Below are 23,771 nucleotides of genomic sequence, written 5' to 3' on the forward strand. Positions count from 1 at the left end.
TTCAATTATAATAGTGGTTCTGGTTTCGTATCTTTCCCTAAGAAATCGATCTCGTTCCATACTTTTAATTCATAAGGGAGTAAATTATACGGTTCTCCCGTCTCTAAAATCGTAAGACTACTATTGAAGAGTCCGCCCATTTCTCGCAATTGGCTCAATTCTTTTCCCACCATCCATTGAATAGCGGCAGTCAATGATGCGCCATGGCCGACAAAAAGAATCGGTCCCTCATGTTGTGCTACAGCATCCGCTACTACTGTTTCGATCCGCGTAATCGCAGACTCGATCGCTTCTCCTCTAAAAAGGGTAGGATCATATTTATCGAGATGTTGCCGTAGATTAGGCAGTGTTTCAGGATATTTTTGATACATTTCATCAATTGGCTGGCCTTCTAAATCTCCTAATCCTAGTTCTCTCAACTTATCTGTATAAATGATTTCAACTGGATGGGCTAGCTCTTTATTTATCCCTTCTGCTGTATCACGTGCGCGTTTCGCTGTACTGGAATAGATTGCCTTGAACGGCACATATCTCACTTTTTTACCAAAAGCTTTGATTTCTTCATAGCTTTCTGCTAAAAGGGGGGAGTCTCCGTTGCTGCCTTGAAAACGGCGTTCAAGATTCCATTCTGTTTTTCCATGTCTTGTAAAATATAGTTCCATTTGCATCGGACTCCTTGCTGTCACTTTTTAAAAGTAGTGTCTGCTAATTAATAGAATAATGGCTCTGCTGAATAAATAAAATTGCTAGTAAAGGGCATTCTCCTTTTTCTTGCTTAATGCTTGAGCCAGAACATTTGCTAAATAGCCTCTAGTGTAAACGGCATTTCTCAAATTGCCTCTGCGACATTAAGCCGAAAAAGACAAAATATGAAAAGCTATTTTTTCTTTTTCCTTGCTTAATGCTTGAGCCAGGACATTTGCTAAATAGCCTCTAGTGTAAACGGCATTTCTCTGTCTCTGCGACATTAAGCCAAAAAAGACAAAATATGAAAAGCTATTTTTTCTTTTTCCTTGCTTAATGCTTGAGCCAGGACATTTGCTAAATAGCCTCTAGTCTAGCTTATCATTTTCATAGTGATGTGTTAACTCTAAATTTGGAAATCCTTGTTGTCGCAATGCTTCGTAGACGATCATTGCCGCAGTATTTGATAGATTCAATGAACGGACATGTTCATCATTCATCGGGATTCTTAAACATTTTTCTTCATTTTCACGCATGAATTCTTCTGGCAAGCCCGTTGTTTCTTTCCCAAATAAGAAAAAGTGTTCTTCTCCATCTGCAAAATTTTCATCACTGTATACCTTATGGGCAAATTTTGAAATCAAATGAAGTTTTCGATCACCTAGATAAGACAAAAAAGCGTCCAAATTAGGATGGTACGTGATGTTCACGTCATTCCAGTAATCTAATCCAGCACGTTTCAAATGTTTATCATCTGTTGAAAATCCTAGAGGTTCAATCAAGTGGAGTGGTGTATTCGTTGCAGCACAAGTCCTTGCAATATTTCCAGTATTGGCAGGGATCAATGGTTCAAATAAAACGATATGGTTCATAAGGATCAATCCTCTCATCTATATGTTAGTTCATTACTCTCTTTATTTTGGCATAAAAAAAAACGTATCAACTCGGTGTCAGTCACTGCGAGTCGTTACGTTAGTGAAGCTCTTCTCACTAACTTTTATCAGAACAGGAACCTGATAAAAACCAATGAAAAAACAACTTGTGGCTACTATACCACCTATAAACTCTTTTTGCAACCTTTCAAAAACAATATTTCTATTGGAATCGTTTTCTCTTATTTCCTTTTAATAATTCTACATCAATTGTAATTTTTTTCAAAGGATCCTGCGTTAATTGCTCTTTTATCGCTGGGCTGACCTGCCATTCTAAAGGTGACATCGCTAAGAGATCTTGCTGATTTTTTTCAGGTATCTCAAATTCATATGTCACACGTTGACGTCCAACTAACTCCAGAGAATCAGCGAATTTGGCTACTACTCGCTCATTTGAATACTGTTGTTTTTCTGGTTGATCCGGATAAAAAGCTTGTCGAAGTTCTTTTAGATAATTTTCTTGAGGGACGATTTTTAAGATTTCTCCATCATCGGCCAGTACCCGTTGAAATTCTTGGTAATGAGAAGGTGAAAAGATATTCAAGATCGTATTGAATTGCTGATCTTCAAAAGGCAGATTCGTCAAATCTGCCACACACCAAAATGCAGAGATAGGATGCTCTGTCGCTGCGTACACCCCTTCTTTTGAAATATCAAACCCCACAGCGCGGTTTAACGGATGTAGCTGGTCGAGAACAGACAAAAAGCTTCCCTCTCCACATCCAACATCTAACACATCTGCCTCTTGAGGCAATTCTTGTGCTAATAATTCGAGAACCGGCTGATACATTCCAGATTGGATCATTCTGCGCCTAGGTTCGAACATTCCTTGATCATATTCTGTCTTCACAGCATGGGATAAGAAATATAGCGTGCCTTTTTTGGAGAGATCGAAATGATGGTTCTGCTGACACACCAAACCATTATTCGTTGTTTCAATCTTTGTGTGACACAGCGGACAACGAAATAGTCCTTTATTCTTCAGCAAAAACTGGCGTCCTTTGTCGATTTTTTTTAACATTTTCCCGCTCATTTCTCGTTTCAAATAGTAAACGTTGATTTTACACTTTCATCTTACCGTTAGAACAAAACTTTAGCAACTACAAAAAATATGTTACAATCTCCATGACTAAGGCGAATATAAAGGAGCAAGAAAATGATCAAAGAATTTTGCGCAGAGAACTATACAGCGATCCCTTTAGCAATCTCAAGAGGAGCAAACCGTATTGAACTATGTGACAACTTAGCTGTTGGAGGAACAACTCCCAGCACAGGTGTCATTGAGGAAGCGTTAAGTTACGCAGGGGAAAAGGAAATACCGGTTATGACGATCATCCGTCCGCGTGGAGGCGACTTCGTCTATAACGATATCGAATTAAAAATCATGCATACCGATTTGATTGAAGCAAAAAAATTAGGAACTGATGGTGTCGTTTTAGGCTGTTTAACTCCTTCTGGCTGGATCGACGAAGAAGCAATGGAATTATTGCTTGAAACAGCGGAAGGATTACAGACCACTTTCCATATGGCATTTGATAGTATCCCTAAAGACCGCCAGTTTGCAGCAATCGACTGGTTAGCAGAACATGGTGTTGATCGTATTCTGACTCATGGTGGGGATGCAAGTGACCCAATTGAAGCTCATTTTGATCATCTCAAACAATTGATTGCTCACGCTAATGGGCGCTTGATCATTCTTCCCGGCGGAAAAGTCAATTATAAAAACGCCGAATCTGTAGCAACGGCGCTAGGTGTTACTGAAGTCCACGGCACAAAAATCGTACCATTAGACTAAAAAAACGAGCGTGGGACAAAAGTAAGAAACACTTTTGTCCCACGCTTTAAAAACGAAAAAACGGTGGGAGCAGAAGCAACCCTTTCGGAAATAAGCCGAAATTCACAAAAATTTGAAAAGCAATTTTCATGAATTCCTTCTTATTTCTCGGAGTTAAACACTTCTGTCCCAACCTTGTTTTTTGATTCATTCCATGATTGTCTGTTTATATAAATAGCATTCTAGTCATTTCACTTCGGGCATCCATCAAAATACTTTGAACAGAATCATTTCTACATAAAATATCCCATAAATAATGAAGCGATATTGAAATAAATCAATACACTTGTCAAATCACTCAATGTTGTGATGAATGGTCCACTTGCAACTGCCGGATCAAAGCCAAGTCGGTCCATCAACATAGGGATCAGACTACCTGCTAAGTTGGCAACCGTAATCGCAAACAGCATTGCGATCCCTATAACAAAACCCAGAATAAAATTGTGTTTCCAAAATCCAACGATCAAGAAAATCGTTAATCCGGTAATAGCTCCAGTCACTAGTCCAGTTAATACCTCTGCCAAGATCAAACGAACAAACCCATGATCTTTTTCATCTGAGATAGCTAATCGCCTTACAGCAACCGCCAAGGACTGTGTACCAGCATTTCCAGCTGTACCAGTGATCAGTGAAATAAAGACAGCTAGAATACTTGCTTCACTGACTAAATCTTCATAATGACTGATAAGTGAAGCTGTTGACATCCCTAGAAAAAGAAGCGTAACTAACCATGGCAAACGCCTGGAAGCTGCCTTAACAGGGTTCTCATTGATTTCCTCTACGTTGACCCCTGCTAAACCAGAATAGTCACTCGCTGCTTCATCATCAATAACATCAATGATATCATCGACTGTAACGATCCCTAATAGATGATCATCATAATCTGTGACTGGTAATGCCAGAAAGTCATAGTCACGGAAAGTTTGAGCGACATCTTCTTGGTCATCACCTACATGAACAGACAAGACCCGTTCACTCATGAGGTCAGAAATCATCGTGTCGTCATCATTCACAATCAAATCACGCAAAGAAATAACACCAACTAACTGGCCTTCTTGATTGACTACATAGATATAGTAAATCGTTTCTGCAACATCTGCTTCATTTTTCAACACGTACATTGCAGAACGGACGGTTTGATTAGCAACGATCGAAACAAACTCGGTGGTCATGATCGCACCGGCTGTTTTATCTTCGTAATGTAGCAATTCTTTGATCTCGCTGGCATCATCTGTCGACATCAAACTTAAATATTTCGCGATTTGTTTTTTGTCTAGTGTATTCAATAAGTCGACGGCATTATCCGTATACATTTCTGACAACATTTCTGCTGCATAGCTCGGACGCATTTCGTCTAAATACTCTTTCATGTGCTCATTGTCTTCTTCGATCACATCGAACATATCCGCTAATTCTTTAGGAGACAAATACGTGTAGATCAGTTGGCGATCTTCTTCGTTAAGGGATTGATAAAATTGCCCCTGCTCATAAATATGCATCTCCAAGAAGCTGTTTCTAAATTTCTGAATATTATTCTCTCTCAAATCCTGAGATAACTGGGCAAATCTTTCCTCTAATTCTTGATTTTCATCCAAACCAATCTCACCTCACCTTAATCTTCAAACCGTTGAACGATAGCTGCCATGTCCTGTGCCAAAGGCTGCTTAAATTCTAATAATTTTTGTGTGAAAGGATGATAAAAACGTAGATCATAACAATGCAATGCTTGCCGTTCAATACCTAGATCCATTCGTCCGCCATACATTTCGTCACCTAAAAGGGCACAACCAATCTCAGAAAAATGAACTCTGATCTGATGGGTTCTTCCAGTATGCAACTGAATATCCACCAATGCAATTTCAGAGTCTCTTTTTTCTAACCAGTATTCGGTTTGCGCGCTTCGACCATCGACATGGACCTGACGCTTCAACAATGATGAATAGTCCCGTGCAATGGGTAAATCGATCCAACCATGTTCCTTTAAATCATCTAAACTTCCACTAATAAGTGCTTGATATTTTTTGATAAACTTTTTTTCCCTAAGCTGAACATCTAATTTCGCATGTGCAAAACCATGTCTTGCAAACAGCATCAAACCAGAGGTATCGCGGTCAAGCCTCGTGACAACATGAACGACCTGATCCTCATAACCTTGTCGCTTATAGTATGCTTTTACACGATTCGCCATAGTTCCATTCGGGTGGTATTGTGCTGGAATCGAAGAAATACCAGCTGGTTTATTGACCACCAAAAGATGCTCATCTTCATATATAATGTCAATCGGTGTCTCATCTAAGAGTACCGTTTCATGCTCACCTTCAGCAGGAATCACAATGGTTACCTTATCATTGTCTGAAAGAGAAAACAAGACATTTTCTCTTTTGTCATTTACTTTGATCGTTCCACCTTGAAACTTTATTTTAGCTAGCAAACCTTTAGAAATACCTTTTTCTTTTAAAAAGTATTTTAATTGCTGTGGCTGCTCTTTTTCATATCTCCATTCAAATTCCATACTACCCCTCACCAATAAAGGCATCTTTTACACGATGCCAAAAATGCATATGACGATACGACGCAAAATGGATCCGTTCTTTCGCGATTCGATAGTAGATGGAACGGATATTTGATTCTGCAATATCGAGTTGATCGACCGTCACAAGATAGTCTTCTGTATTTTCAAGTTTTATTTCTACCCACTCATCCTGTGCGATGACCATCGGTGAGCCTAATGTTCGAAACACTCGGTTGTTCAATGAAGCAATTTCTGCTAATTGAAAGGCATTGATACTTGGATGGATCACAGCGCCACCAATACTTTTATTATACGCTGTTGAACCAGTAGGAGTTGAAACAGCTAGACCGTCTCCTCGAAAACTTTCAAAAAGTTCGTTTTTAATGTAGACATCCGCCACCATCGTTCGATTGGAGCGTTTGATCGTCGATTCATTCAACGCAAAATAATGTTGATCTGGTTTGTCATCTACGTAGCTGATACGGACATCTAACAAGGGATAACTGACACTTTGCTCACGATTGGTCTGCAAGCTATCCACAAGTTCTTCTAATTCGTAATCCCGCCAATCGGTATAAAAACCTAAATGCCCGGTATGCACACCTAAAAAACGAACATCGTTCAACAGATGCGTATACCGATGAAAAGCCGATAGTAAGGTGCCATCTCCACCAACAGAGATCACTAACTCTGGCTGTTGTTCATCTGTTTGGATCCCCGCTTGTTCCAAAAGATGCTTCAATCGCTCAGTTACTTCTAAGGTTTTGCTTTCTTGATTATGAACGATCGCTACCTTCATCTTTTGCCTCCTCTTTCAGCTTTTCTCTGGTGAGTAATGTCCGATAATAGATATCATCCGATTTTCCTCTGCCATGAGAAAATAGGCGTTGTGCCTCCTGGATTTCTTCTCGTATATTCGACATCTCTTCATCCAATTGGTAGGCTGCTTCCGCCGCCCGTTGAAGTCGCTCACTCATTTCTTCTGGAAATACGCCTTGGTATTTATAGTTTAATGAATGTTCGATCGTTGCCCAAAAATTCATTGCTAATGTCCGAATTTGAATTTCAGCGAGTATTTTCTTTTCGCCACTGATCAATTGGACTGGATACTCGATGACCAAATGATAAGAACGATAGCCACTTGCTTTTTTATTCGTGATATAGTCTCTTTCTTGGATAACCTTCATGTCTTTACGATTACGAATGATCTCTACCACTTGATGAATATCTTCAACAAATTGACACATGATCCTCAAACCAGCAATATCCGACATTTCTTCTTCTAAACGTCCCATGGGGATATGTCGTAACTGTGATTTTGTGACGATGCTGTCAACCGGCTTCACTCTTCCCGTCACAAATTCAATCGGAACATGACGATTCTGTTCTCTGAATTGTTTACGGATCCCACGTAGTTTTACTTTTAATTCTGATACTGTTTGCTCATATGGTGCTAAAAATTCTTCCCAGTCTCGTTCCATAGCTGATCCCTCTACTTCATTAACATTCTTTTTCATTTTACCATATAAATGTAGTTTTTTTGTACCTCTCGCCTTTTTGTATTGACCAAAAAAGAAATTTTAGGCAGAATAGATAAAAGGAGTGTTACATATGTCTAAAATGTTAGAGATCGAATATAAATCTATGTTAACTGAAAAAGAATACGATCAGTTGATCCAACACTATCAATTAGAACCAAAAGATTTTACCGTCCAAACAAATATTTATTTTGATACACCTGATTTTCAATTGGCGAAAAAAAATTGTGGGCTGCGTATCCGCCTTTTAGATACATATGCAGAATATACGTTAAAAACTCCTGAAGTAGCAGGGCGGCTTGAAACAACCGATACATTGACAATGGAAAAGGTCGATTCCTACTTGAATCAACATATTCTACCTACATCAGGGGCTGTCTTTCAGAAACTTTCTGAATTAAACATCGATCCAAAACTATTGATCGAAACTGGAAAATTAACGACTAAACGTGCAGAATTCAAAGTAGCAGAAGGTCTTTTAGCGATTGACCAAAGCTTTGGAGAAAATCTACATGACTTTGAATTAGAACTAGAGGTCGCTGACGCTACTGTTGGAAAAATAGCTTTTGAACAGTTTTTAGAAGCCCATTTTTTACCTTATCGTCCAGCAAAAAATAAGATCCAACGCATGATTGAATCTAAAGATTAAAATTCTATCATTTTCACAAGGCACTTGAGTTCATTTTTTATCATTTTTCTGTTAAGTTATAGGTTGTGAATGAAAGAATTCACTAGTTGTATAGAATCTATTTTGGGGGAGATTCATATGATCGAAATTTATCTATTTGTTAATCCTTTGGGGAAACGCTGCTTTAAATTAGAACAACAATTGTTACAATTTATTGGCGAAGAATACGGAAAAAAATCGAAAGACAAGATGCAATTTCGCTTTCTTCCACTGGTTAATTTGCAGACAATTGGGGATGTCATGCAAAGTAACGGAATTTCTCAAAAAAATCTAACCGAACGGAACCAACTATTTTCAATGACTTACTCTGCTGCATTAGATTGTAAAGCCGCACAGTTCCAAGGAAAGAAAAAGGGACGGCAGTTCTTGATCAAATTGCAAGAAGCAGTGGGTTGTAGAAAGTTACCATATTCTCCAGCGCTTGCTGAATCCCTCTTTGCCGAAATCGGAGGCGATCTAAAAATGTTCAAAGAAGATCGTCAATCAGAATTTGTCAAAGAAGCCTTTTTCTCCGATCAAAAAATTGCTCGTGAGATGGGAATCACTAAGCATCCTTCAGCTGTAGTATATAACTACTCCTGTGAACACGACTTTGGTGTATTAATCGAAGGTTCTAATACCGTTCGACGTATCAAAGAAATTTGTAAAACAAAAGATGACTCTTATCAAGTTTTCGATGGTGAACATTTACATACAAATGCTTCTCGATTAAACTCAGGAAATAGCCATTTATATTTACTTTCTAATTAAAAGTTGTGTGTTGAATAGACTATTGCGAAGATCCTTTCGTGGTAGTCTATTTTTTGTTCAAAAATGGCTTATTTTGTTTCCCAGTCGCTTGTTTAGGTGATGACACGAAAAAAAGCAATGAACATCATCATGGAGTGCCCACAAGTTGTCATCACTTGATTTCTAGCTACAAATACACTCTTTTAAACAAAAAAATCGACCAAGTTTCTAATTCAAGATTCTTGGTCGACTATTTCTGTACTATAGTCGTTATTGTAGATTTTGGTTCAGTTTGTTGAGAAATACCCTTCGCTTACTTAGCTAACATTTCAACGATCGTACGATCAAATTCAGGTAGATCATCTGGATTACGACTAGTTACTAATTGTTTATCCACTACTACTGCTTCATCTTTCACTACGGCTCCGGCATAACCAATATCTGGTCGAACGGTGTCATAGGCAGTCATCGTACGCCCTTTTGTTAAGCCTGTCTGGATGAACAATTGTGGTGCGTGACAGATTGCAAATAATGGTTGATCATTTTTTAAGAAATAAGAAACAAAATCAACGAATCGTTGATCTGCTCGTAGTTGATCCGGTGAAAATCCCCCTGGTATCAATAGCGCGTCAAAGTCTTCAGGAGACACTTCATCGATGCTTTTTTCAATCGTAAATTCAGTTCCTTTTTTCCCTTTGATCGTTTGATTTGCCTCAAATCCAATCAAAGTAACAGAATGACCTGCTTTTTCCAAAGCTTCCTTTGGTGATGATAATTCTACATCTTCCACCAAATCAGTAACGATTGCTGCAACTTTTTTTGTCATTTATCCTCTTCCTTTCTTATCGCTTAATTCAAGCCTAAAGGAATTGAAGAAAGTGTGCAACTAATCTGTTTATACTAATAGTAATAAGGTGTAATAAAGCATTCTGACCGAATCTTCCTTTGTTTATTGTGCTGGTTTCATTTGATTGATTTGATACACTGGGTATTGACCAATCAAATGTACTGGAAACTGTTGCTCTTGGAGTAAGCTTATCGCTTCTTGTAATTCTTTTGCTTGTGCTTTGACTGCTACGTCGATCACAAAAAAGTATTCCCCTAACTGCGTTTTTTGCGGACGAGATTCGATTTTTGTCAAATTCAATTGTTTCTGGGCGAAAACAGCTAATACCTGATACAGTGCCCCGGGACGATTTTCTGGCAGATCAACAAATAACGTTGCTTTATAATCGACTGCCTCTAGATTTGAGGCGCTTGGTTTTGAACCAAGTAGCCAAAAACGAGTTTCATTATTCACGATCGTCTGGATATCTTTTTGAACGACAACGAGTCCAAACTCTTCTGCTGCAGATAACGGGCCAATTGCCGCTAATGCTTGCTCAGGATGGTTTGCTACTTGTTGCGCGCCTTGAGCGGTTGAACCAACTTGTTCGATCTCGACTTTTGGAAAATGAGTTCTTAGAAAAAGCTGTGACTGTGCCAACGCCTGGGGATGACTACAGATTTTTTTTGTCTGTCTCCACTCTTTTTGTCGCTCTTTGTGAACCATCAATTGTTGACGAATCGGAAGAATGATTTCCCCTTGAATAGAAGGCAACGTTTCATAGACATGATCTAATGTCGGTAAGACAGAGCCTTCGATCGAATTTTCGATGGGCACCATCGCATAAGTTAGTTCCTGAATCAGCTGTGCATCGATCAAATCAATCAACGAGTCATACGATATCCACTCACCATTTTTAAAATAGCTAGTTACTGCACTATAAGTAAATGATCCCTTCGGACCTAAATAACCGATTTTCATCATCGTCCAACCTGCTTTATGATTTCTTTTATGATTTCTTCTGGCGTTTTTGCAGTTGTCTCAATCGTTAGTTTTGCTAATTTTTCATACATTTTTTCTCGTGTTGCCAATATCGTTTTTAGCTTCTGATCGCTATTTTCTACAGCCAAAGGACGAATATTGTCTTTGTCTTGCCGTATACGGTCGATCAGAATTTCTGCTTGTCCTTTTAAATAGATCACGAACTGATCTTGCAATACTTTTTGATTCTCTTTTTGTAAGATCACACCACCACCAGTTGCGATAATGGCATCATTACTTAATGCTTCTTTTAATAAAGCGGTCTCCTGCTCCCGAAAAGCTGCTTCACCAAACTCCGTGAAATAATGATTGATAGAACACCCCAAACGAGACACCAACACTTCATCCATGTCGATCACGGGTTGCTCCAAGCAAGCGGCTAATTTTTTACTGATTGTCGTCTTGCCAGCACCCATGAAGCCAATCAAAACAATGGCCGTCATGCTTGCTCCTCCTTGATTAGTTGTGCAAGATCCTGAAAGAATGCTGGATAAGAAATATTTACCGCTTCTGGATTTTCCAGCTCCACAGGTTCCTCTGTCAATAAAGCTGCAATCTGCAACATCATACCGATTCTGTGATCCCCATGACTGTCGACTTTTGCCCCATGCAAAGGCGTAGGACCATGGATAATCAATCCGTCATCTGTCGCCTCGATCGAAGCACCCATCTTCGTTAGTTCAGCGGCAGTGGCATCGATCCGATTCGTTTCTTTGACTTTAAGTTCCTGCGCATCTTTGATAATTGTGGTTCCATTTGCCTGAGTTGCTGCTAAAGCGATGACTGGTAATTCATCGATCAATCGCGGAATGATTTCTCCTTTAATCTCACAGGCATTCAATGTAGCCGAACGAACAATCAGATCAGCAGCTTGATTTTTTTCATCTTCATGAATTTGTTCGATTGTTGCACCCATTTGTTTCAACACATCAATGATTCCTGTACGTGTCGGGTTGATACCGACTTGTTTAAGGATAACTTCACTGTTTGGCAAAATACTTGCAGCGACTAGATAAAATGCAGCAGAAGAAATATCTCCTGGGACTGTTACTTCTTGACCGCTAAGAGTTTGTCCACCTTTCAAAGTGATTACTCGGTCTTCTATATCGATTTGTCCACCAAATTGCTTGATCATTTCTTCTGTATGATTCCTTGATTTTTCTTTCTCGATGATTTTCGTTGTCCCTTTTGCTTGTAACGCTGCAAAAAGAATGGCCGATTTTACTTGTGCACTCGCAATCGGCATCTGGTACTCAATTCCATGTAATGCATGACCAGATACTCTTAGTGGCGGAAACTCGGCATGTTCGATTCCCTGTAATTCAGCTCCCATCTCTCGAAGTGGTTTCATCACACGTTCCATAGGACGGCGATTTAACGAAGCGTCGCCAGCGATTTCAGAAGTAAAGTCGCTTCCTGCCAAGATGCCTAAGACAAGACGCATCGTTGTCCCTGAATTTCCTGCATCTAATCGAGTAGCAGGGGCTGTCAATCCGCTAAATCCTTTGCCATCAATATAGATCTTTTCATTTTTTTCTGTGATGGTGACGCCCAATTGTCTGAATACAGCAATCGTGCTCAAGCAATCCTCTGCTTTTAAGAAATTGTTCACGATTGTTTGCCCCTGACTAATCGCACCAAACATGATACTGCGGTGAGAAATCGATTTGTCAGCAGGAATGGTTAATTCCCCATTGATGCCATGTTTTGTGGTCAATAACTTCATTCACTCAACTCCTTACCCGACAATGAAAATTTTCTGCTTCTATCAACGCTTTTCCTTTTAGCAAGTCGGCTTGATTTTTAAATGACAATTCTAATACGCCAAAAACATCTTCCCTTGTTTCCTGGATCTTTAAATTGATGATCGAAATGCTTGCATGACTCAAAGAAGTAGTGACTTTTGCGACTGCCCCAGCGATATCGGGGATATCGACGTACAGATCATAAAAGGCAGGGATTGCTCCTTGTTTTTTCTGTGGTAGATGATCCCTGGTCTGTTTTGCTTGTGTAAAAAAATCATAAACAGCTTGCTGATTATTAGCTGCTAATTCATTTTTCAGATTTCCCATAGATATTTGCCAGTTTTCCAGCAATTTCAATAAAATCTCTTGATTCGTGATCAAAATATCTGTCCACATCTTAGGATCAGAAGAGGCAATCCGAGTAATATCTTTAAAACCGCCAGCTGCAAGTTGCGAAGCACGTGGGTATTTTTGACTTAGCGTTTCACATGCCTGCACTAAGCCAGCTGCAACGATATGTGGCAGATGACTCAATACGCCAACGATTTCATCATGGCTAGAAGCATCCAAGTCGACAAACTTCGCTCTCGTTGGCTGCAGAAGCTCTTTTAATTCGTCAATACGATCACTCTCAAGGTCATTCGTAAAGATATAATATGCTTCTTCAAACAAATTAGGGTTGCCCGCTCGAACACCGGACTTATGCGACCCCGCCATTGGATGGCCACCAATAAATGTAAATGGTAAGTCTTTTGCTAATTCCATTACTTTTGCTTTCGTGCTTCCTGTATCACTCACTAACACCGAATTTTTAAGAGGAAGATTTGCCAATATTTTCAGATATTCCAGACTGACTTGAACAGGTACAGCCAGCAAGATGATATCCATCTCACTTGCTATTTCAATCCCAGAAACGACCTGATCCACTAGTTGGACTTCTTTGGCTATTTCCCTTGTTTCCTCTGAATAATCCCAGCCGTAAAGAGTGACATTGGGCCCTTTGATTGCCCGGCACAATGATGCACCGATCAATCCTAACCCTATTACCAATACTTTTTTCATGGTTGCCTCCATTAAAATTCTTGGATCATTTGTCGGTGGTCATTAACTGCCTTTTTCAGCTCAGTTAGATTATCTGCCGGAAAATGGTCGAGAATTTCCATAGCTAAAGTTGTAGCAATCACGTGTTCTGCAACCACGGATGCTGCTGGGACAGCTGTGCTATCCGAACGTTCAACGCTTGCTTTATAAGGTTCTTTTGTATCAATATCCACACTCATCAATGGTTTGTACAAAGTCGGGATAGGCTTCATGACTCCTCGAACAATGATCTGCTCTCCGTTAGTCATCCCACCTTCAAAGCCACCTAAGTGATTGCTTGCTCTTTGATAGCCGTTTGTTTGATTCCACGTGATTTCATCCATCACTTTTGATCCTGGACGAAAAGCCGACTCGAAACCGATCCCAAACTCTACCCCTTTAAATGCATTGATACTTAACATCGCTTGTGCTAATTTCCCATCTAGTTTTTTATCCCATTGGACATAGCTGCCTAACCCAGCTGGTACGTTCTCCACTCGAACTTCTACAATACCACCTAAAGTGTCTCCAGCTTTCTTGGTTTCATCAATCAGTGTTTTGACTTGGTCCTCAATGGTCAAATCAACCATGTTGACTTCTGATATCGCTGTTTTTTCTTTGATTTCAGCGACCGAAAGTGTCATCGGTACTTCTGCCTTGATCCCGCCCAAAACAGCAACATGACTCGCAATCTCGATATCCAGTGCGGCTAAAAGCTGCTTCGACAAAGCCCCAATAGCGACACGCATCGTTGTCTCTCTGGCAGAAGAACGTTCCAATACATTTCTAAGATCACGATGTTGGTATTTCATACCACCAACTAGATCTGCATGCCCTGGACGTGGTTTTGCCACACGACGTAATTGTTCATCTTTTTCAGAAACCGGTTCTACAGACATCACTGTTTGCCAATTTTTCCAATCGCGATTCTCAACGATCATCGTGATTGGAGAACCCAATGTTTTGCCATGACGGATACCTGACGTAAGTTGTACTTGATCTTTCTCGATCTTCATTCGCCCGCCTCGGCCGTATCCTCCTTGACGTCTTGCAAGTTCCTGATTGATTTGGTCGACTGATATCGCCAGACCAGCTGGCACACCTTCGATAATCGCAGTTAGTTGTGGTCCATGAGACTCTCCTGCAGTTAAGTAACGCATCTAATCACCTTCTTTTAAATAGTCGTTCATCTCTTTGATTGGTATCGTCTGCACCTTCGCTTGACCGATCTTCTCTAATAAAATGATTTTCAAATTTTGTCCACGTGCTTTTTTATCATGTGTGATTGCTTGGAACAATTCATCTTCTTGCCAAGGTGTATAAGCAGTCGGTAAATGATATTTTTGATTCATTGCAATGATTTGTGCGGTGATTCCTTCTGGCATTTCTCGTCTTGCTTCTGCTTTCCGACTGATTTGGACCATCCCGATTGCTACCGCTTCTCCATGGCTGATTTTCCCATATCCCGCGGTATTCTCGATGGCATGACCAATCGTATGTCCAAAGTTTAGTAGCAAACGACTGCCATTATCATATTGATCTTCTTCAACTACTTTTTTCTTTACACGTAAAGCTTTTTCAATAACCGCTTCACTATGTGCCACTAGATCAGCGATACCTGTATAAGCAGCTAAATCATCCCATAAACTTTTGTCACTGATTGCTCCGCACTTGATGATTTCTGCAATGCCTTCTTGGATTCGTTTTTCAGGAAGTGTCTGCAATGTTTCTGGATCAATCAGCACCCCATCTGGCTGCGCAAATGTCCCGATCATATTCTTCGCTTTTGGTCCATTCACTGCTGTTTTTCCACCGATACTGGAGTCAACTTGTGCCAACAAAGAAGTCGGTATTTGGACAAAGGCGATCCCCCGCATATAAGTAGATGCGACGAAGCCAGCTAGATCGCCGACTACGCCTCCCCCTAATGCAATGATCCCATCACTTCTAGTGAATTGTTCTTCCGCTAGAAAATCATAAAGCACAGCTGCCATTTCAAGGGATTTACTTTTTTCACCAGCTGGTACCACATAGTGGACTACTTCATAGGTTGCTTCCAATTGTTTTTGAATCTGTTCTCCATAAATCGGGAATACATTTGTATCGCTGATGATAGCAATTTTTTTATTTCCCCATAAACCACCGATCCATTCGGAGATTTGTTCGAGAGAATTTCGCTTAATGACAATCTCATAGCTTTTTTCTGGTAAGACAACTTCTAACATTTTCCGCTCCTCTTTTCTATAAAGCGTTGATCTCTTTCATTGCTTCCACTAAAATATCTACTTCCTTCATCATCTTCAAGTAGTTCTTTTCATTCAATGATTGTTGTCCATCTGACCAAGCATGAAGAGGATCTGGATGGATCTCTACGATCATTCCATCAGCACCACTTGCTACACCAGCTCTAGCCATTGGAGAAACAAGATCCCAAACCCCTGTACCGTGACTTGGATCAACAATGATCGGGAAGTGGCTTAATTTTTTGATGATTGGGACAGCGCTCAAGTCAAAGGTATTTCGCGTCGCACGCTCGTAAGTACGGATACCACGTTCAATGAAGATGACGTTGAAATTATTTTGGACAGCAATGTATTCTGCTGCATTTAACCACTCTTCAATTGTACCTGAAATTCCTCGTTTCAAGCCAATTGGTTTACCTGTTTTACCAACAGCCTCTAACAAACGGAAGTTTTGCATGTTGCGGGCACCAATCTGAATGATGTCTGCGTATTCGCAAACAACGTCGATATGTGCTTCATCCATTACTTCGGTGATGACTTTCATACCGTAATGATCCGCTGCTTTACGCATCATCTTCAATCCTTCTACACCCAATCCTTGGAAAGCGTAAGGTGAAGTTCTTGGTTTGTATGCACCACCACGTAAAATTTTTGCACCACCAGCTTTTGCCATGCGTGCCGTTTCCATGATTTGTTCTTCTCCTTCAACGGAACAAGGTCCAGCCATTGTTACAAAACTACCGTCACCGATTTTGACCCCGTCCACATCAACGATCGTATCTTGTGGATGAAATTCACGTGAAGTTAATTTATACGTGTTTGAGATAGGTACTGCTCGTTCCACGATGTCGTATCTTTCAAAAGGAACATCATGGATAACTTTTGGATCGCCTAAAAGTCCTAGAACAAAGCGATCTTTTCCATGATTGATTTGGACATCTAGCCCTTCTTCTTTAATACGTGAAATAACGGGTAGTAACTCATTTTCTTTGATACCTGGTTTAATAATCAAAATCATAAAATAACATCCTCTGCTCTTTATTTTTTTAGTTTACAATTGCTTCATGGCTTTTTTATTCAATAGAATCGATAGATATTCAGTTTGCTTCTCTTTGCTCCTCCTTTATGTATTAAAAAAGCCCACCGTAGAAAATCTACAGTGGGCCATGAATAAATCAAAGAAAAAAGCCACTATAGATTTTTCATCTATGCGGCGAGCAAGTCATCTCAAACATCCTTAGCCATCATAGATACAAACAAGCGCTGATGTTTGTACCCATAACCTCATGAATACAAACCTATCTAAAATAGCTAAAGTAATAATTATTCAGTTGTGTACATAGGGTCATTTTCATAAAAAACCGCTCCAAACTGATTTAAGATTGAACTTAGTATAGATTTGTTTCTGAAAGATGTCAATATCTTTTTCATGATTTTCTTTTTTATTTTTCAATCTAGAGAATATACGAACAAATCCAACTGCAAACCTTCGTATATTTTGATCCTTTTCACTATTTGTTTATAGTTACTTTTCTAACCTTTTATCTTGTTTTCTACCTCCCGCCCAAAAAGCAAAACATACAGTACATTCAGTAATAATAAATGCCGCTACCGACCAATGATAAAAAATCGTCAATCCGAGAATAATAATAATAGCAACGGCTAACATCGCATCTTTCGTTCCAATATTCAGCATATACATTTGTTTTCCCCCATTTCTTTAATAACCAACTCTATTCTCATTCTGTAAAACAAGTCGAAAAAGGAAATTAAATCTCTTTATCCAGTTCACTGGTCTCTTTTTCAAATCATTCATACTTGAGGCATTCAGCATCCCTGTCGAATCGTTTTCGCATCGGCAATATCTAAGGCAAAAGTAAAAATAACTTTTCATTTAACACTTTTCCATGAAATGATCATTTTTCTTCTATTTATTACCGCTAGTATAGCGCTTTTCATTTCTATCAGCAATCATAAACAAAACATTTCTTTAAAAGAATGACTGTTTTTAGACCTAAGTTATGTGATTTTTCCATTGACACAAAATACGAACATGTGTTCTAATTACTAATGAGAGGTGACTGTTATGTTTAAAAATCAAAACCCTAAATTTGATTATACAAAAGAACCTTCCAGGGATATCCTTTGCATTGATTGCAAATCTTTCTACGCTTCTGTTGAATGTGTAGAGCGTAACTTAGATCCTTTAACGGCCAAACTTGTTGTTATGTCTTATCCGTCTGATTGCTTGGAAGAGCGAGGAAGCGGATTGATTTTAGCCTCTAGTCCGGCTGCAAAAAAAGCCTATGGTATCACAAATATCAGCAGAGCAAGAGATCTGCCTTTCCCCTATCCGCGTGATTTATATATTGCACCGCCGAGAATGGCCTATTACATGAAAAAAAATCAACAAATCAATGCCATCTACAAAACTTATGCAGATGAATTGAACCATCACGTCTACTCCGTTGATGAAAGTTTTCTTGATGTCACGAATAGTCTGAAACTTTTTAAAGTAAAAAATGCTTGGGATCTAGCAAAAATCATCTGTGAGGATGTTTATCAGCAAACTGGTATCTACACGACTGTCGGTATCGGTGATAATCCATTGCTCGCAAAGTTAGCTCTAGATAACGGAGCCAAAGATAACCCAGAGCGAATCGCTGAATGGCGCTACGAAGATGTGGCAAATAAGGTTTGGCACATCCCATCACTGACCGAATTTTGGGGGATCGGTCACCGAACAGCTAAACGCCTCAACCGTATGGGTATCACTTCGATCTACGATTTGGCACATGCCGACTATTATCGGCTAAAAGAAAATATGGGAGTCATCGGTACGCAACTGTTTGCACATGCTTGGGGAATCGATCGAAGTTTTTTAGGAGAAAAATATGTGCCTAAATCGAAAAGTATCGGCAACAGTCAAATTTTAAATCGTGACTACACGCGTCAAGAAGAAATCGAGATCGTCATCAAAGAAATGGCGGATCAAGTAGGTACACGATTGCGTCGCGAACATGTAAAAGCGCAAGTCGTCAGTCTCTGGGTAGGATTTTCTTTGGGGTATAAAGATAGCCAAGGCAAGACAGGATTTCATCAACAAACCACCATCGAAGCGACAAATTCAAGTCAACGATTAGCGGCTGTCTTGTTGAACCTCTTTCACAAACATTATCGCCGGCAAGACATTCGAAGTATTGGCGTGAATTGCTCCCATTTGGCCCACACAGACAGCTTACAATTAAATTTATTTGATGAGCCTGAAGTGCAAGTCGCAAATGCAAAAATCGATTTTGTTGTAGATAAGATCCGGCAGAAATATGGATTCAGATCGATCGTCCATGCCCATAGCTTGTTAGAAGGTGGTCGAGCAATTGCACGAAGCTCTCTTGTAGGTGGGCATGCGGGTGGATTAGCCGGTATAGAAGGTGAAGGTCATGCGTCGAACGAAAAAGGAATTTCTCGATTACAATGAATACCGCGACCGCCCTTTTGGATTGAAATGGGGCACAGCATTTGCAATGGATGAACTGATGAGTGGTATCAAAAAAAACGAAGCATGGGCTATCAAAGAAATCCAGCCGCTAACTCCGATGTCTCGTGAGGAAATCGATGCCGTACTATTAGAATCTTTTCTTTACCATAAAAAAATCACCCTTCAACGAAACACAAAAGACGAATTTGGCAGATACCTAGAAAATATTGAAGGAATATTTACTGGTGAAGCTTACGATTATTACTTAGTTCTTGAAGATACGAAGATCTACTGGTCAGATATTCGTCATATTGAGAAAAAAGAGGAGGAAAAATGGTTCACGGTCGCTTTTTCTGACGATGCATCCATACAACCATCCTTACACTCAAAACAGAACATCCAAGAATTGGAACAGATCAAAGATGAATTTTATCAACAATTCCCTGAAGAGGAGTGAATTTTTTATTTATCCCTTCATTGCTTATCATTATCCATTTCCTCCCATTTTTTAGAAAGAAGTGATTCTATTGAAAACTGCTGATAAACATTTCGAAACTATTGTCATTACTACTTTTATAGCCAAGCAACTCATCATTGTCCACTGTAAAAATGGACAAACATATCATGGGTTTGTCCAACCTAATCTCACAGAAAAAGGCTTCATGTTAGAGGAACAGTTTATTTCTTGGATAGATGTCCTAGAGATCCAGTTGACGGATCAATATTTTCAATTTTGGGAAGATATTTTACATTTGGAAAACGAACATAGCTGAATCGAGTAATGAGTAAAAAAAATAGGAAAATGAACTTTTTCTATCAACCAAATGCATTAAAAGAGTTGTGGGAACAAGAGTAATGACCTTCAATAAATTTATATTATCCCTGTATATCAAATCACTAAACAAACGCAAATAGAAACACCAGAGTTATTAGTAATACATGCTGAATTCGTGTTTCTACTGGGATTTTCTGTACTGCTAGTTTATTAATATTACTTTTCTAATTCAGCCACTTAATTACTTCTATTACTATGAAAAAGCATGGCGTCATCTGCCTAGTGTGGAGGTTCAAAGCAGATAGCATTGTATAAAAAATCCTGCTACTTCGCCAGTAGTCGACACGACTCTCTTTTATAGAAAACTATGAACATGGGAAAAATCTAAAAAACATCTCTGCTACAGACTCTCGAGTAAACGGTGGGAGCAGAAGCAACTCCTTCGGAAATAAGCCGAAATTCACAAAAATTTGAAAAGCAATTTTCGTTCATTTCTTCTTATTTCTCCGAGTTAAACACTTCTGTCCTAGCCTCTCTCAAATAAACGGCGTCCCACGGTTAGGTTTTTCGGAAAGTTCAAAAAAAAAACGAGCAATACAAAAAGCGTATTGTTCGTTTTTTCTTCAATTTCTCAAGCCGAGACGACATTTGTCTCGATTGTATCATTCATATATTATCGAATATTCCCAATTCTTTTTCACGAATTGATCCGTCGTTCCTTCAATTCTTTTTTTATTTGTGGATATAGTTTGTCTAAATCGTAAAAAAACATTGTCAGGATCGATAAGCCAATTAGAAGCAAAGGCAGATAGCCATACATGATTTTAATGGCAAATAGCGCTTGTTCACTTTGTTGCGTTACTCCTGCTTGGTAGTTTCCCCAAGCCAATAAAAATCCTGCAAGAGCGCCAGCAATTGCTTGTGCTACTTTTCCCAAAAAGCCGTTGATTGCTGACAGTGAACCTGAAACATTAATTCCTGTTTTCCATTCTCCATAATCCACTGGATCAGCTTGCATTGAAAAATAGATGCTTTCTTTCATACCGTAGCCAATTGCTGAAATTACCGCACCAGCTAAAATAAGCAGCTGCTCTTGTTTAGCCAGAAGAATAAAAACAAGTCCCACAGCTTGAATGAGCGAAGAAAGAATATATAGGTTTCGTTTTCCTAAACGCTTGGCTAAAGTCGGCACTAAAAAATTAGCAAGCATTGGAACAACTGACATGATGGTAGCTACGGAAACCGATAAGGCTTGGCTTCCTATTACTACTGTATAATAATAGACCAACGCGCTTGTTTGGATAAAATAGCCAGTCCACATAAATAGGATATTCACAGCAAAAATGAGCCACGGACGGTTCATTTTTAGTGAAGAAAGAACCTTTTTTAAAGAAATATTTTCTTGTTTTGTCGGGATCTCTCTCACGTTGAAAAAAGTGAATAAGAAAACGAGACAGCTAATGAAACCAAAAATGATCATCAGTATTCTAAAGCCTTTCGCCTGGTTCCCTTCACCAAACGCAGCAACAAATCGTAATGCAGTGGCACTGACAACTGTGGCACCTAGAAAAGCAAAGAATTTCCTCGTTGTTGATAATGCTGTTCGTTCATCTGTATCTGCCGTCAAGCTAGGCAAAATGGATGCCATTGGGACATTGACGATCGTATAGGAAAGTGATAAGCCAAAATACGTAACGTAGGCATAGATCAACTTACCATTAGCAGAAAAATCTGGCACGCTAAAACAAAGATACGCAAACAAAGCAAACGGGATCGCCCCAAAAAGAAAGTAAGGTCGTGATTTTCCCCAACGTGTATGGGTGTGATCAATCAAATAACCTACGAGTAAATCAGTTATCCCATCGAAAAAACGAGTTAATAAAAACATCAGGCTCACCGCAGCGGCGTTCAAAGCCATAATATCTGTATAAAAGAATAGTAGATACAAAGAAATCATTTGCCAGATCAAATTACAAGCAAAATCTGAAACACCGTATCCAATTCTCTGCCGCCATTTAGAAATCGGCTTACTATTCATCGTATTCATTTCTAGAGAATCCATGATCCTACCTCTTTTCTTCGCTAAATATATTTTTTGATCAAATAAGCTGGTGTACAGCTCCACGCATGACAATAACTACTCATGATCGGACTTCCATATGGAGAAAAATCTGGTTCTTCTGGTTTAAAAGCTTCCCAGAATGTATCAGCACCCAGTTCAATCATTTTCCCCCAATAATTTTTCAATAATTGAATCGCTTCTTCTTTCAGACCCGCTACAAACAATGCCTCCACAACATGGTGATACATGTACGGTGTCGCAATCCCAGTGATAGGAAATTGTGTAGAGATCATTTCTTCCATGATTTTGCTATTTTTTTCTTGGTCAAATACTTCTGCTAGTACCATCCATACTTGGCTTGCTACATTGATTTCCTTTGATTGCTCGATGATAAATTGATTTTTCTCTTCATCAAACAGCTGAGTTTGAGCAAACACTGTTAATTCTCCTAGTTGCTCTTGGTAGGTGATAAGATCAGGTTCTTCCATCCATTCTGCTAGTTGGATAAAGCGTTTCAGTGCATAAATCAAGACAGCTTGCCCTGCGGTACTCTTTTCAAATTCATTCGACCAGTCAATAAATACAGGCCATTCGTCTAACAAATTCAGGCGTCCTTCATCATCTACTAACGTCAAAGCTTGATCGATTTGTTTTTTTGCTGCAGGGTACAAATCACTTAATACTTCTTGGTCCTTTGTCTGATAATAAAAATCAGCTAAAATCACAGCGAAAAATAAGCTGTAATCAAATAAAAACGTATCATCGGGAATCAGATTTGGAGCCGTGAAAACATTCGCAGGGATTTTTCCATCTGTCGTAGTCATTCCTCCAAACAGGTATAGACAACGTTTAGTCAAGGCTAAATCCCCGAAGGTAGCATAGTTTGCTAAGGCCTGTAAACGTAGGTCTCCTATCCACAAACGCCGATCTCTTTTCGGACCATCTTCAAAAACTTCTTGCATACAGTCAAACAAAGTTTTTACTGAAATATCGTAGATAGTAGATAACTCGTCATCTTGGATCTCAAACGATGTAAGTTGTTCCATCGCTACACAGCTTTCTGCCACAAACACTGGGTTAGAAAAACTTGCTTGCCATTTTGGTGACGTATCAATTACCGCTAGTTCGATAAATCGACAGCTATAGCGTCTAGGCAATTCCAATCGTGCAGGTAAGACATCTAGATGGATATACTCTTCTTGGATCCAAGATTTTGATAACCATCCATCATAGTCATTGGAGTCTGCAACTACTTCTGCCGGTACTTCAGCAAATTTCACTCGTAAATATAATGGTGCATCCATAGGCGAACCGACTGAAGTAATATCGATGCTAAAATGACCAACGTAGTGATCTCCTAGATCTAAGATAATTTTTTGATCTCTTCCTAAGCCATATTTCGCTAAATCACTGATTTTCTTTTCGCTAACTACGGCTGAATAACCATTCAAGCCATTTTCATCTTCAATGATTTCCGTGATACCAACTGGTTGGATGTCCGTTTTTAAAATTTCTGGTAGATTTTCTTGTGCTTTTTTCAATAACCGTTCTTCTCGATTCCATGTCACGTCATTGTTTATTTGAAATGTAAATGCCATTTTCTT

Annotated in this window: 24 protein-coding genes; 6 read left to right on the forward strand and 18 right to left on the reverse strand. The window is 39.3% G+C overall.

Annotated features, from left to right (window positions below):
* Positions 1–5 precede the first annotated feature (5 nt).
* The 3 genes from CJZ72_RS03030 to CJZ72_RS03040 all read right to left on the reverse strand — a co-directional run bounded on the left by CJZ72_RS03030 (position 6) and on the right by CJZ72_RS03040 (position 2,637).
* Entirely contained in the window at positions 6–662 is a 657-nt protein-coding gene (locus tag CJZ72_RS03030; RefSeq protein WP_095443608.1) for a histidine phosphatase family protein, read from the reverse strand.
* A 390-nt stretch (positions 663–1,052) separates the two neighbouring features.
* Positions 1,053–1,556, reverse strand: a complete 504-nt coding sequence (gene trmL, locus CJZ72_RS03035; RefSeq protein WP_005879005.1) for a tRNA (uridine(34)/cytosine(34)/5-carboxymethylaminomethyluridine(34)-2'-O)-methyltransferase TrmL — start codon at positions 1,554–1,556, stop codon at positions 1,053–1,055.
* A 223-nt stretch (positions 1,557–1,779) separates the two neighbouring features.
* Positions 1,780–2,637, reverse strand: a complete 858-nt coding sequence (locus CJZ72_RS03040; protein ID WP_081134053.1) for a methyltransferase domain-containing protein — start codon at positions 2,635–2,637, stop codon at positions 1,780–1,782.
* Between the two features lie 135 nt (positions 2,638–2,772).
* Between CJZ72_RS03040 and CJZ72_RS03045 the strand changes: the two genes are divergently transcribed.
* A complete protein-coding gene (locus tag CJZ72_RS03045; RefSeq protein ID WP_081134052.1) occupies positions 2,773–3,411 on the forward strand; it encodes a copper homeostasis protein CutC in 639 nt (212 codons plus the stop codon).
* A gap of 272 nt (positions 3,412–3,683) precedes the next feature.
* Here the strand turns inward: CJZ72_RS03045 and mgtE are convergent, their stop codons facing one another.
* Genes mgtE through CJZ72_RS03065 form a run of 4 tightly spaced genes read right to left on the reverse strand, consistent with a single transcriptional unit; the run spans position 3,684 to position 7,443 of the window.
* A complete protein-coding gene (mgtE, locus tag CJZ72_RS03050; protein ID WP_095443609.1) occupies positions 3,684–5,045 on the reverse strand; it encodes a magnesium transporter in 1,362 nt (453 codons plus the stop codon).
* 17 nt (positions 5,046–5,062) lie between these two features.
* The gene (locus CJZ72_RS03055; RefSeq protein ID WP_005879009.1) at positions 5,063–5,962 is read right to left on the reverse strand and encodes an RluA family pseudouridine synthase; all 900 of its coding nucleotides are present in this window, start codon (positions 5,960–5,962) and stop codon (positions 5,063–5,065) included.
* A gap of 1 nt (position 5,963) precedes the next feature.
* Positions 5,964–6,761 (reverse strand): NAD kinase, encoded by a 798-nt coding sequence (locus tag CJZ72_RS03060; RefSeq protein ID WP_005879010.1) that lies wholly within the window; start codon positions 6,759–6,761, stop codon positions 5,964–5,966.
* Complete coding sequence (locus CJZ72_RS03065; protein ID WP_005879011.1) at positions 6,739–7,443, reverse strand: GTP pyrophosphokinase; 705 nt, start codon at positions 7,441–7,443, stop codon at positions 6,739–6,741. Before CJZ72_RS03065 ends, CJZ72_RS03060 begins: the two co-directional genes overlap by 23 nt.
* 130 nt (positions 7,444–7,573) lie before the next feature.
* Here CJZ72_RS03065 and CJZ72_RS03070 point away from each other — a divergent pair, with 130 nt between their 5' ends.
* The gene (locus CJZ72_RS03070; RefSeq protein WP_081134050.1) at positions 7,574–8,149 is read left to right on the forward strand and encodes a CYTH domain-containing protein; all 576 of its coding nucleotides are present in this window, start codon (positions 7,574–7,576) and stop codon (positions 8,147–8,149) included.
* Positions 8,150–8,266: 117 nt separating this feature from the next.
* Entirely contained in the window at positions 8,267–8,938 is a 672-nt protein-coding gene (locus CJZ72_RS03075; protein ID WP_081134049.1) for a ClpXP adapter SpxH family protein, read from the forward strand.
* 292 nt (positions 8,939–9,230) lie between these two features.
* Here CJZ72_RS03075 and CJZ72_RS03080 read toward each other — a convergent pair whose 3' ends face one another.
* From CJZ72_RS03080 to CJZ72_RS14470, 9 genes are all read right to left on the reverse strand, one after another.
* Entirely contained in the window at positions 9,231–9,743 is a 513-nt protein-coding gene (locus tag CJZ72_RS03080) for a type 1 glutamine amidotransferase domain-containing protein (RefSeq protein WP_005879014.1), read from the reverse strand.
* Between the two features lie 123 nt (positions 9,744–9,866).
* Positions 9,867–10,724, reverse strand: a complete 858-nt coding sequence (gene pheA, locus CJZ72_RS03085) for a prephenate dehydratase (RefSeq protein ID WP_179135135.1) — start codon at positions 10,722–10,724, stop codon at positions 9,867–9,869.
* Positions 10,724–11,227, reverse strand: coding sequence for a shikimate kinase (locus CJZ72_RS03090; protein ID WP_081134047.1), 504 nt, complete (start codon positions 11,225–11,227; stop codon positions 10,724–10,726). The genes pheA and CJZ72_RS03090 overlap by 1 nt, the downstream gene beginning before the upstream one ends.
* Positions 11,224–12,510: a 3-phosphoshikimate 1-carboxyvinyltransferase gene (gene aroA, locus CJZ72_RS03095; RefSeq protein WP_081134046.1), complete on the reverse strand. Its 1,287-nt coding sequence runs from the start codon at positions 12,508–12,510 to the stop codon at positions 11,224–11,226. Before aroA ends, CJZ72_RS03090 begins: the two co-directional genes overlap by 4 nt.
* Positions 12,511–12,514: 4 nt before the next feature.
* Positions 12,515–13,591: a prephenate dehydrogenase gene (locus tag CJZ72_RS03100; RefSeq protein ID WP_081134045.1), complete on the reverse strand. Its 1,077-nt coding sequence runs from the start codon at positions 13,589–13,591 to the stop codon at positions 12,515–12,517.
* An 11-nt stretch (positions 13,592–13,602) separates the two neighbouring features.
* Entirely contained in the window at positions 13,603–14,769 is a 1,167-nt protein-coding gene (aroC, locus tag CJZ72_RS03105; protein WP_016177880.1) for a chorismate synthase, read from the reverse strand.
* Complete coding sequence (gene aroB, locus CJZ72_RS03110; RefSeq protein WP_005879020.1) at positions 14,770–15,834, reverse strand: 3-dehydroquinate synthase; 1,065 nt, start codon at positions 15,832–15,834, stop codon at positions 14,770–14,772. It lies immediately after the preceding gene.
* Positions 15,835–15,850: 16 nt separating this feature from the next.
* Positions 15,851–16,870 (reverse strand): 3-deoxy-7-phosphoheptulonate synthase, encoded by a 1,020-nt coding sequence (aroF, locus tag CJZ72_RS03115; protein WP_016177879.1) that lies wholly within the window; start codon positions 16,868–16,870, stop codon positions 15,851–15,853.
* 507 nt (positions 16,871–17,377) lie between these two features.
* Positions 17,378–17,554: a hypothetical protein gene (locus tag CJZ72_RS14470; protein ID WP_095443610.1), complete on the reverse strand. Its 177-nt coding sequence runs from the start codon at positions 17,552–17,554 to the stop codon at positions 17,378–17,380.
* Between the two features lie 384 nt (positions 17,555–17,938).
* Between CJZ72_RS14470 and CJZ72_RS03125 the strand changes: the two genes are divergently transcribed.
* The 3 genes from CJZ72_RS03125 (at position 17,939) to CJZ72_RS03135 (ending at position 20,103) form a co-directional block, all read left to right on the forward strand.
* Positions 17,939–19,330 (forward strand): Y-family DNA polymerase, encoded by a 1,392-nt coding sequence (locus CJZ72_RS03125; RefSeq protein ID WP_081134044.1) that lies wholly within the window; start codon positions 17,939–17,941, stop codon positions 19,328–19,330.
* A complete protein-coding gene (locus CJZ72_RS03130; protein WP_081134043.1) occupies positions 19,293–19,787 on the forward strand; it encodes a hypothetical protein in 495 nt (164 codons plus the stop codon). The genes CJZ72_RS03125 and CJZ72_RS03130 overlap by 38 nt, the downstream gene beginning before the upstream one ends.
* Before the next feature lie 61 nt (positions 19,788–19,848).
* Positions 19,849–20,103, forward strand: coding sequence for a hypothetical protein (locus CJZ72_RS03135; RefSeq protein ID WP_227259860.1), 255 nt, complete (start codon positions 19,849–19,851; stop codon positions 20,101–20,103).
* A 699-nt stretch (positions 20,104–20,802) separates the two neighbouring features.
* Here CJZ72_RS03135 and CJZ72_RS03140 read toward each other — a convergent pair.
* Positions 20,803–22,152 (reverse strand): MFS transporter, encoded by a 1,350-nt coding sequence (locus CJZ72_RS03140; RefSeq protein WP_034873514.1) that lies wholly within the window; start codon positions 22,150–22,152, stop codon positions 20,803–20,805.
* 35 nt (positions 22,153–22,187) lie between these two features.
* Positions 22,188–23,765, reverse strand: coding sequence for an alpha-L-rhamnosidase-related protein (locus CJZ72_RS03145; protein WP_081134040.1), 1,578 nt, complete (start codon positions 23,763–23,765; stop codon positions 22,188–22,190).
* Positions 23,766–23,771 lie beyond the last annotated feature (6 nt).

The organism is Enterococcus durans, from assembly GCF_002277935.1.
GTDB lineage: Bacteria > Bacillota > Bacilli > Lactobacillales > Enterococcaceae > Enterococcus_B > Enterococcus_B durans.

Excerpts from the sequence above, each read along its gene's own strand:
- aroC (WP_016177880.1), bottom strand. The coding sequence starts at position 14,769 with ATGCGTTACTTAACTGCAGGAGAGTCTCATGGACCACAACTAACTGCG.
- pheA (WP_179135135.1), bottom strand. The coding sequence starts at position 10,724 with ATGAAAATCGGTTATTTAGGTCCGAAGGGATCATTTACTTATAGTGCA.
- CJZ72_RS03070 (WP_081134050.1), top strand. The coding sequence starts at position 7,574 with ATGTCTAAAATGTTAGAGATCGAATATAAATCTATGTTAACTGAAAAA.
- CJZ72_RS03125 (WP_081134044.1), top strand. The coding sequence starts at position 17,939 with ATGTTTAAAAATCAAAACCCTAAATTTGATTATACAAAAGAACCTTCC.
- CJZ72_RS03030 (WP_095443608.1), bottom strand. The coding sequence starts at position 662 with ATGGAACTATATTTTACAAGACATGGAAAAACAGAATGGAATCTTGAA.
- CJZ72_RS03055 (WP_005879009.1), bottom strand. The coding sequence starts at position 5,962 with ATGGAATTTGAATGGAGATATGAAAAAGAGCAGCCACAGCAATTAAAA.
- CJZ72_RS14470 (WP_095443610.1), bottom strand. The coding sequence starts at position 17,554 with ATGTATATGCTGAATATTGGAACGAAAGATGCGATGTTAGCCGTTGCT.
- CJZ72_RS03080 (WP_005879014.1), bottom strand. The coding sequence starts at position 9,743 with ATGACAAAAAAAGTTGCAGCAATCGTTACTGATTTGGTGGAAGATGTA.
- CJZ72_RS03045 (WP_081134052.1), top strand. The coding sequence starts at position 2,773 with ATGATCAAAGAATTTTGCGCAGAGAACTATACAGCGATCCCTTTAGCA.
- aroB (WP_005879020.1), bottom strand. The coding sequence starts at position 15,834 with ATGTTAGAAGTTGTCTTACCAGAAAAAAGCTATGAGATTGTCATTAAG.
- CJZ72_RS03090 (WP_081134047.1), bottom strand. The coding sequence starts at position 11,227 with ATGACGGCCATTGTTTTGATTGGCTTCATGGGTGCTGGCAAGACGACA.
- aroF (WP_016177879.1), bottom strand. The coding sequence starts at position 16,870 with ATGATTTTGATTATTAAACCAGGTATCAAAGAAAATGAGTTACTACCC.
- trmL (WP_005879005.1), bottom strand. The coding sequence starts at position 1,556 with ATGAACCATATCGTTTTATTTGAACCATTGATCCCTGCCAATACTGGA.
- CJZ72_RS03140 (WP_034873514.1), bottom strand. The coding sequence starts at position 22,152 with ATGAATACGATGAATAGTAAGCCGATTTCTAAATGGCGGCAGAGAATT.
- CJZ72_RS03075 (WP_081134049.1), top strand. The coding sequence starts at position 8,267 with ATGATCGAAATTTATCTATTTGTTAATCCTTTGGGGAAACGCTGCTTT.
- CJZ72_RS03130 (WP_081134043.1), top strand. The coding sequence starts at position 19,293 with ATGCGTCGAACGAAAAAGGAATTTCTCGATTACAATGAATACCGCGAC.
- CJZ72_RS03060 (WP_005879010.1), bottom strand. The coding sequence starts at position 6,761 with ATGAAGGTAGCGATCGTTCATAATCAAGAAAGCAAAACCTTAGAAGTA.
- CJZ72_RS03100 (WP_081134045.1), bottom strand. The coding sequence starts at position 13,591 with ATGAAAAAAGTATTGGTAATAGGGTTAGGATTGATCGGTGCATCATTG.
- CJZ72_RS03040 (WP_081134053.1), bottom strand. The coding sequence starts at position 2,637 with ATGTTAAAAAAAATCGACAAAGGACGCCAGTTTTTGCTGAAGAATAAA.
- CJZ72_RS03065 (WP_005879011.1), bottom strand. The coding sequence starts at position 7,443 with ATGGAACGAGACTGGGAAGAATTTTTAGCACCATATGAGCAAACAGTA.
- CJZ72_RS03145 (WP_081134040.1), bottom strand. The coding sequence starts at position 23,765 with ATGGCATTTACATTTCAAATAAACAATGACGTGACATGGAATCGAGAA.
- aroA (WP_081134046.1), bottom strand. The coding sequence starts at position 12,510 with ATGAAGTTATTGACCACAAAACATGGCATCAATGGGGAATTAACCATT.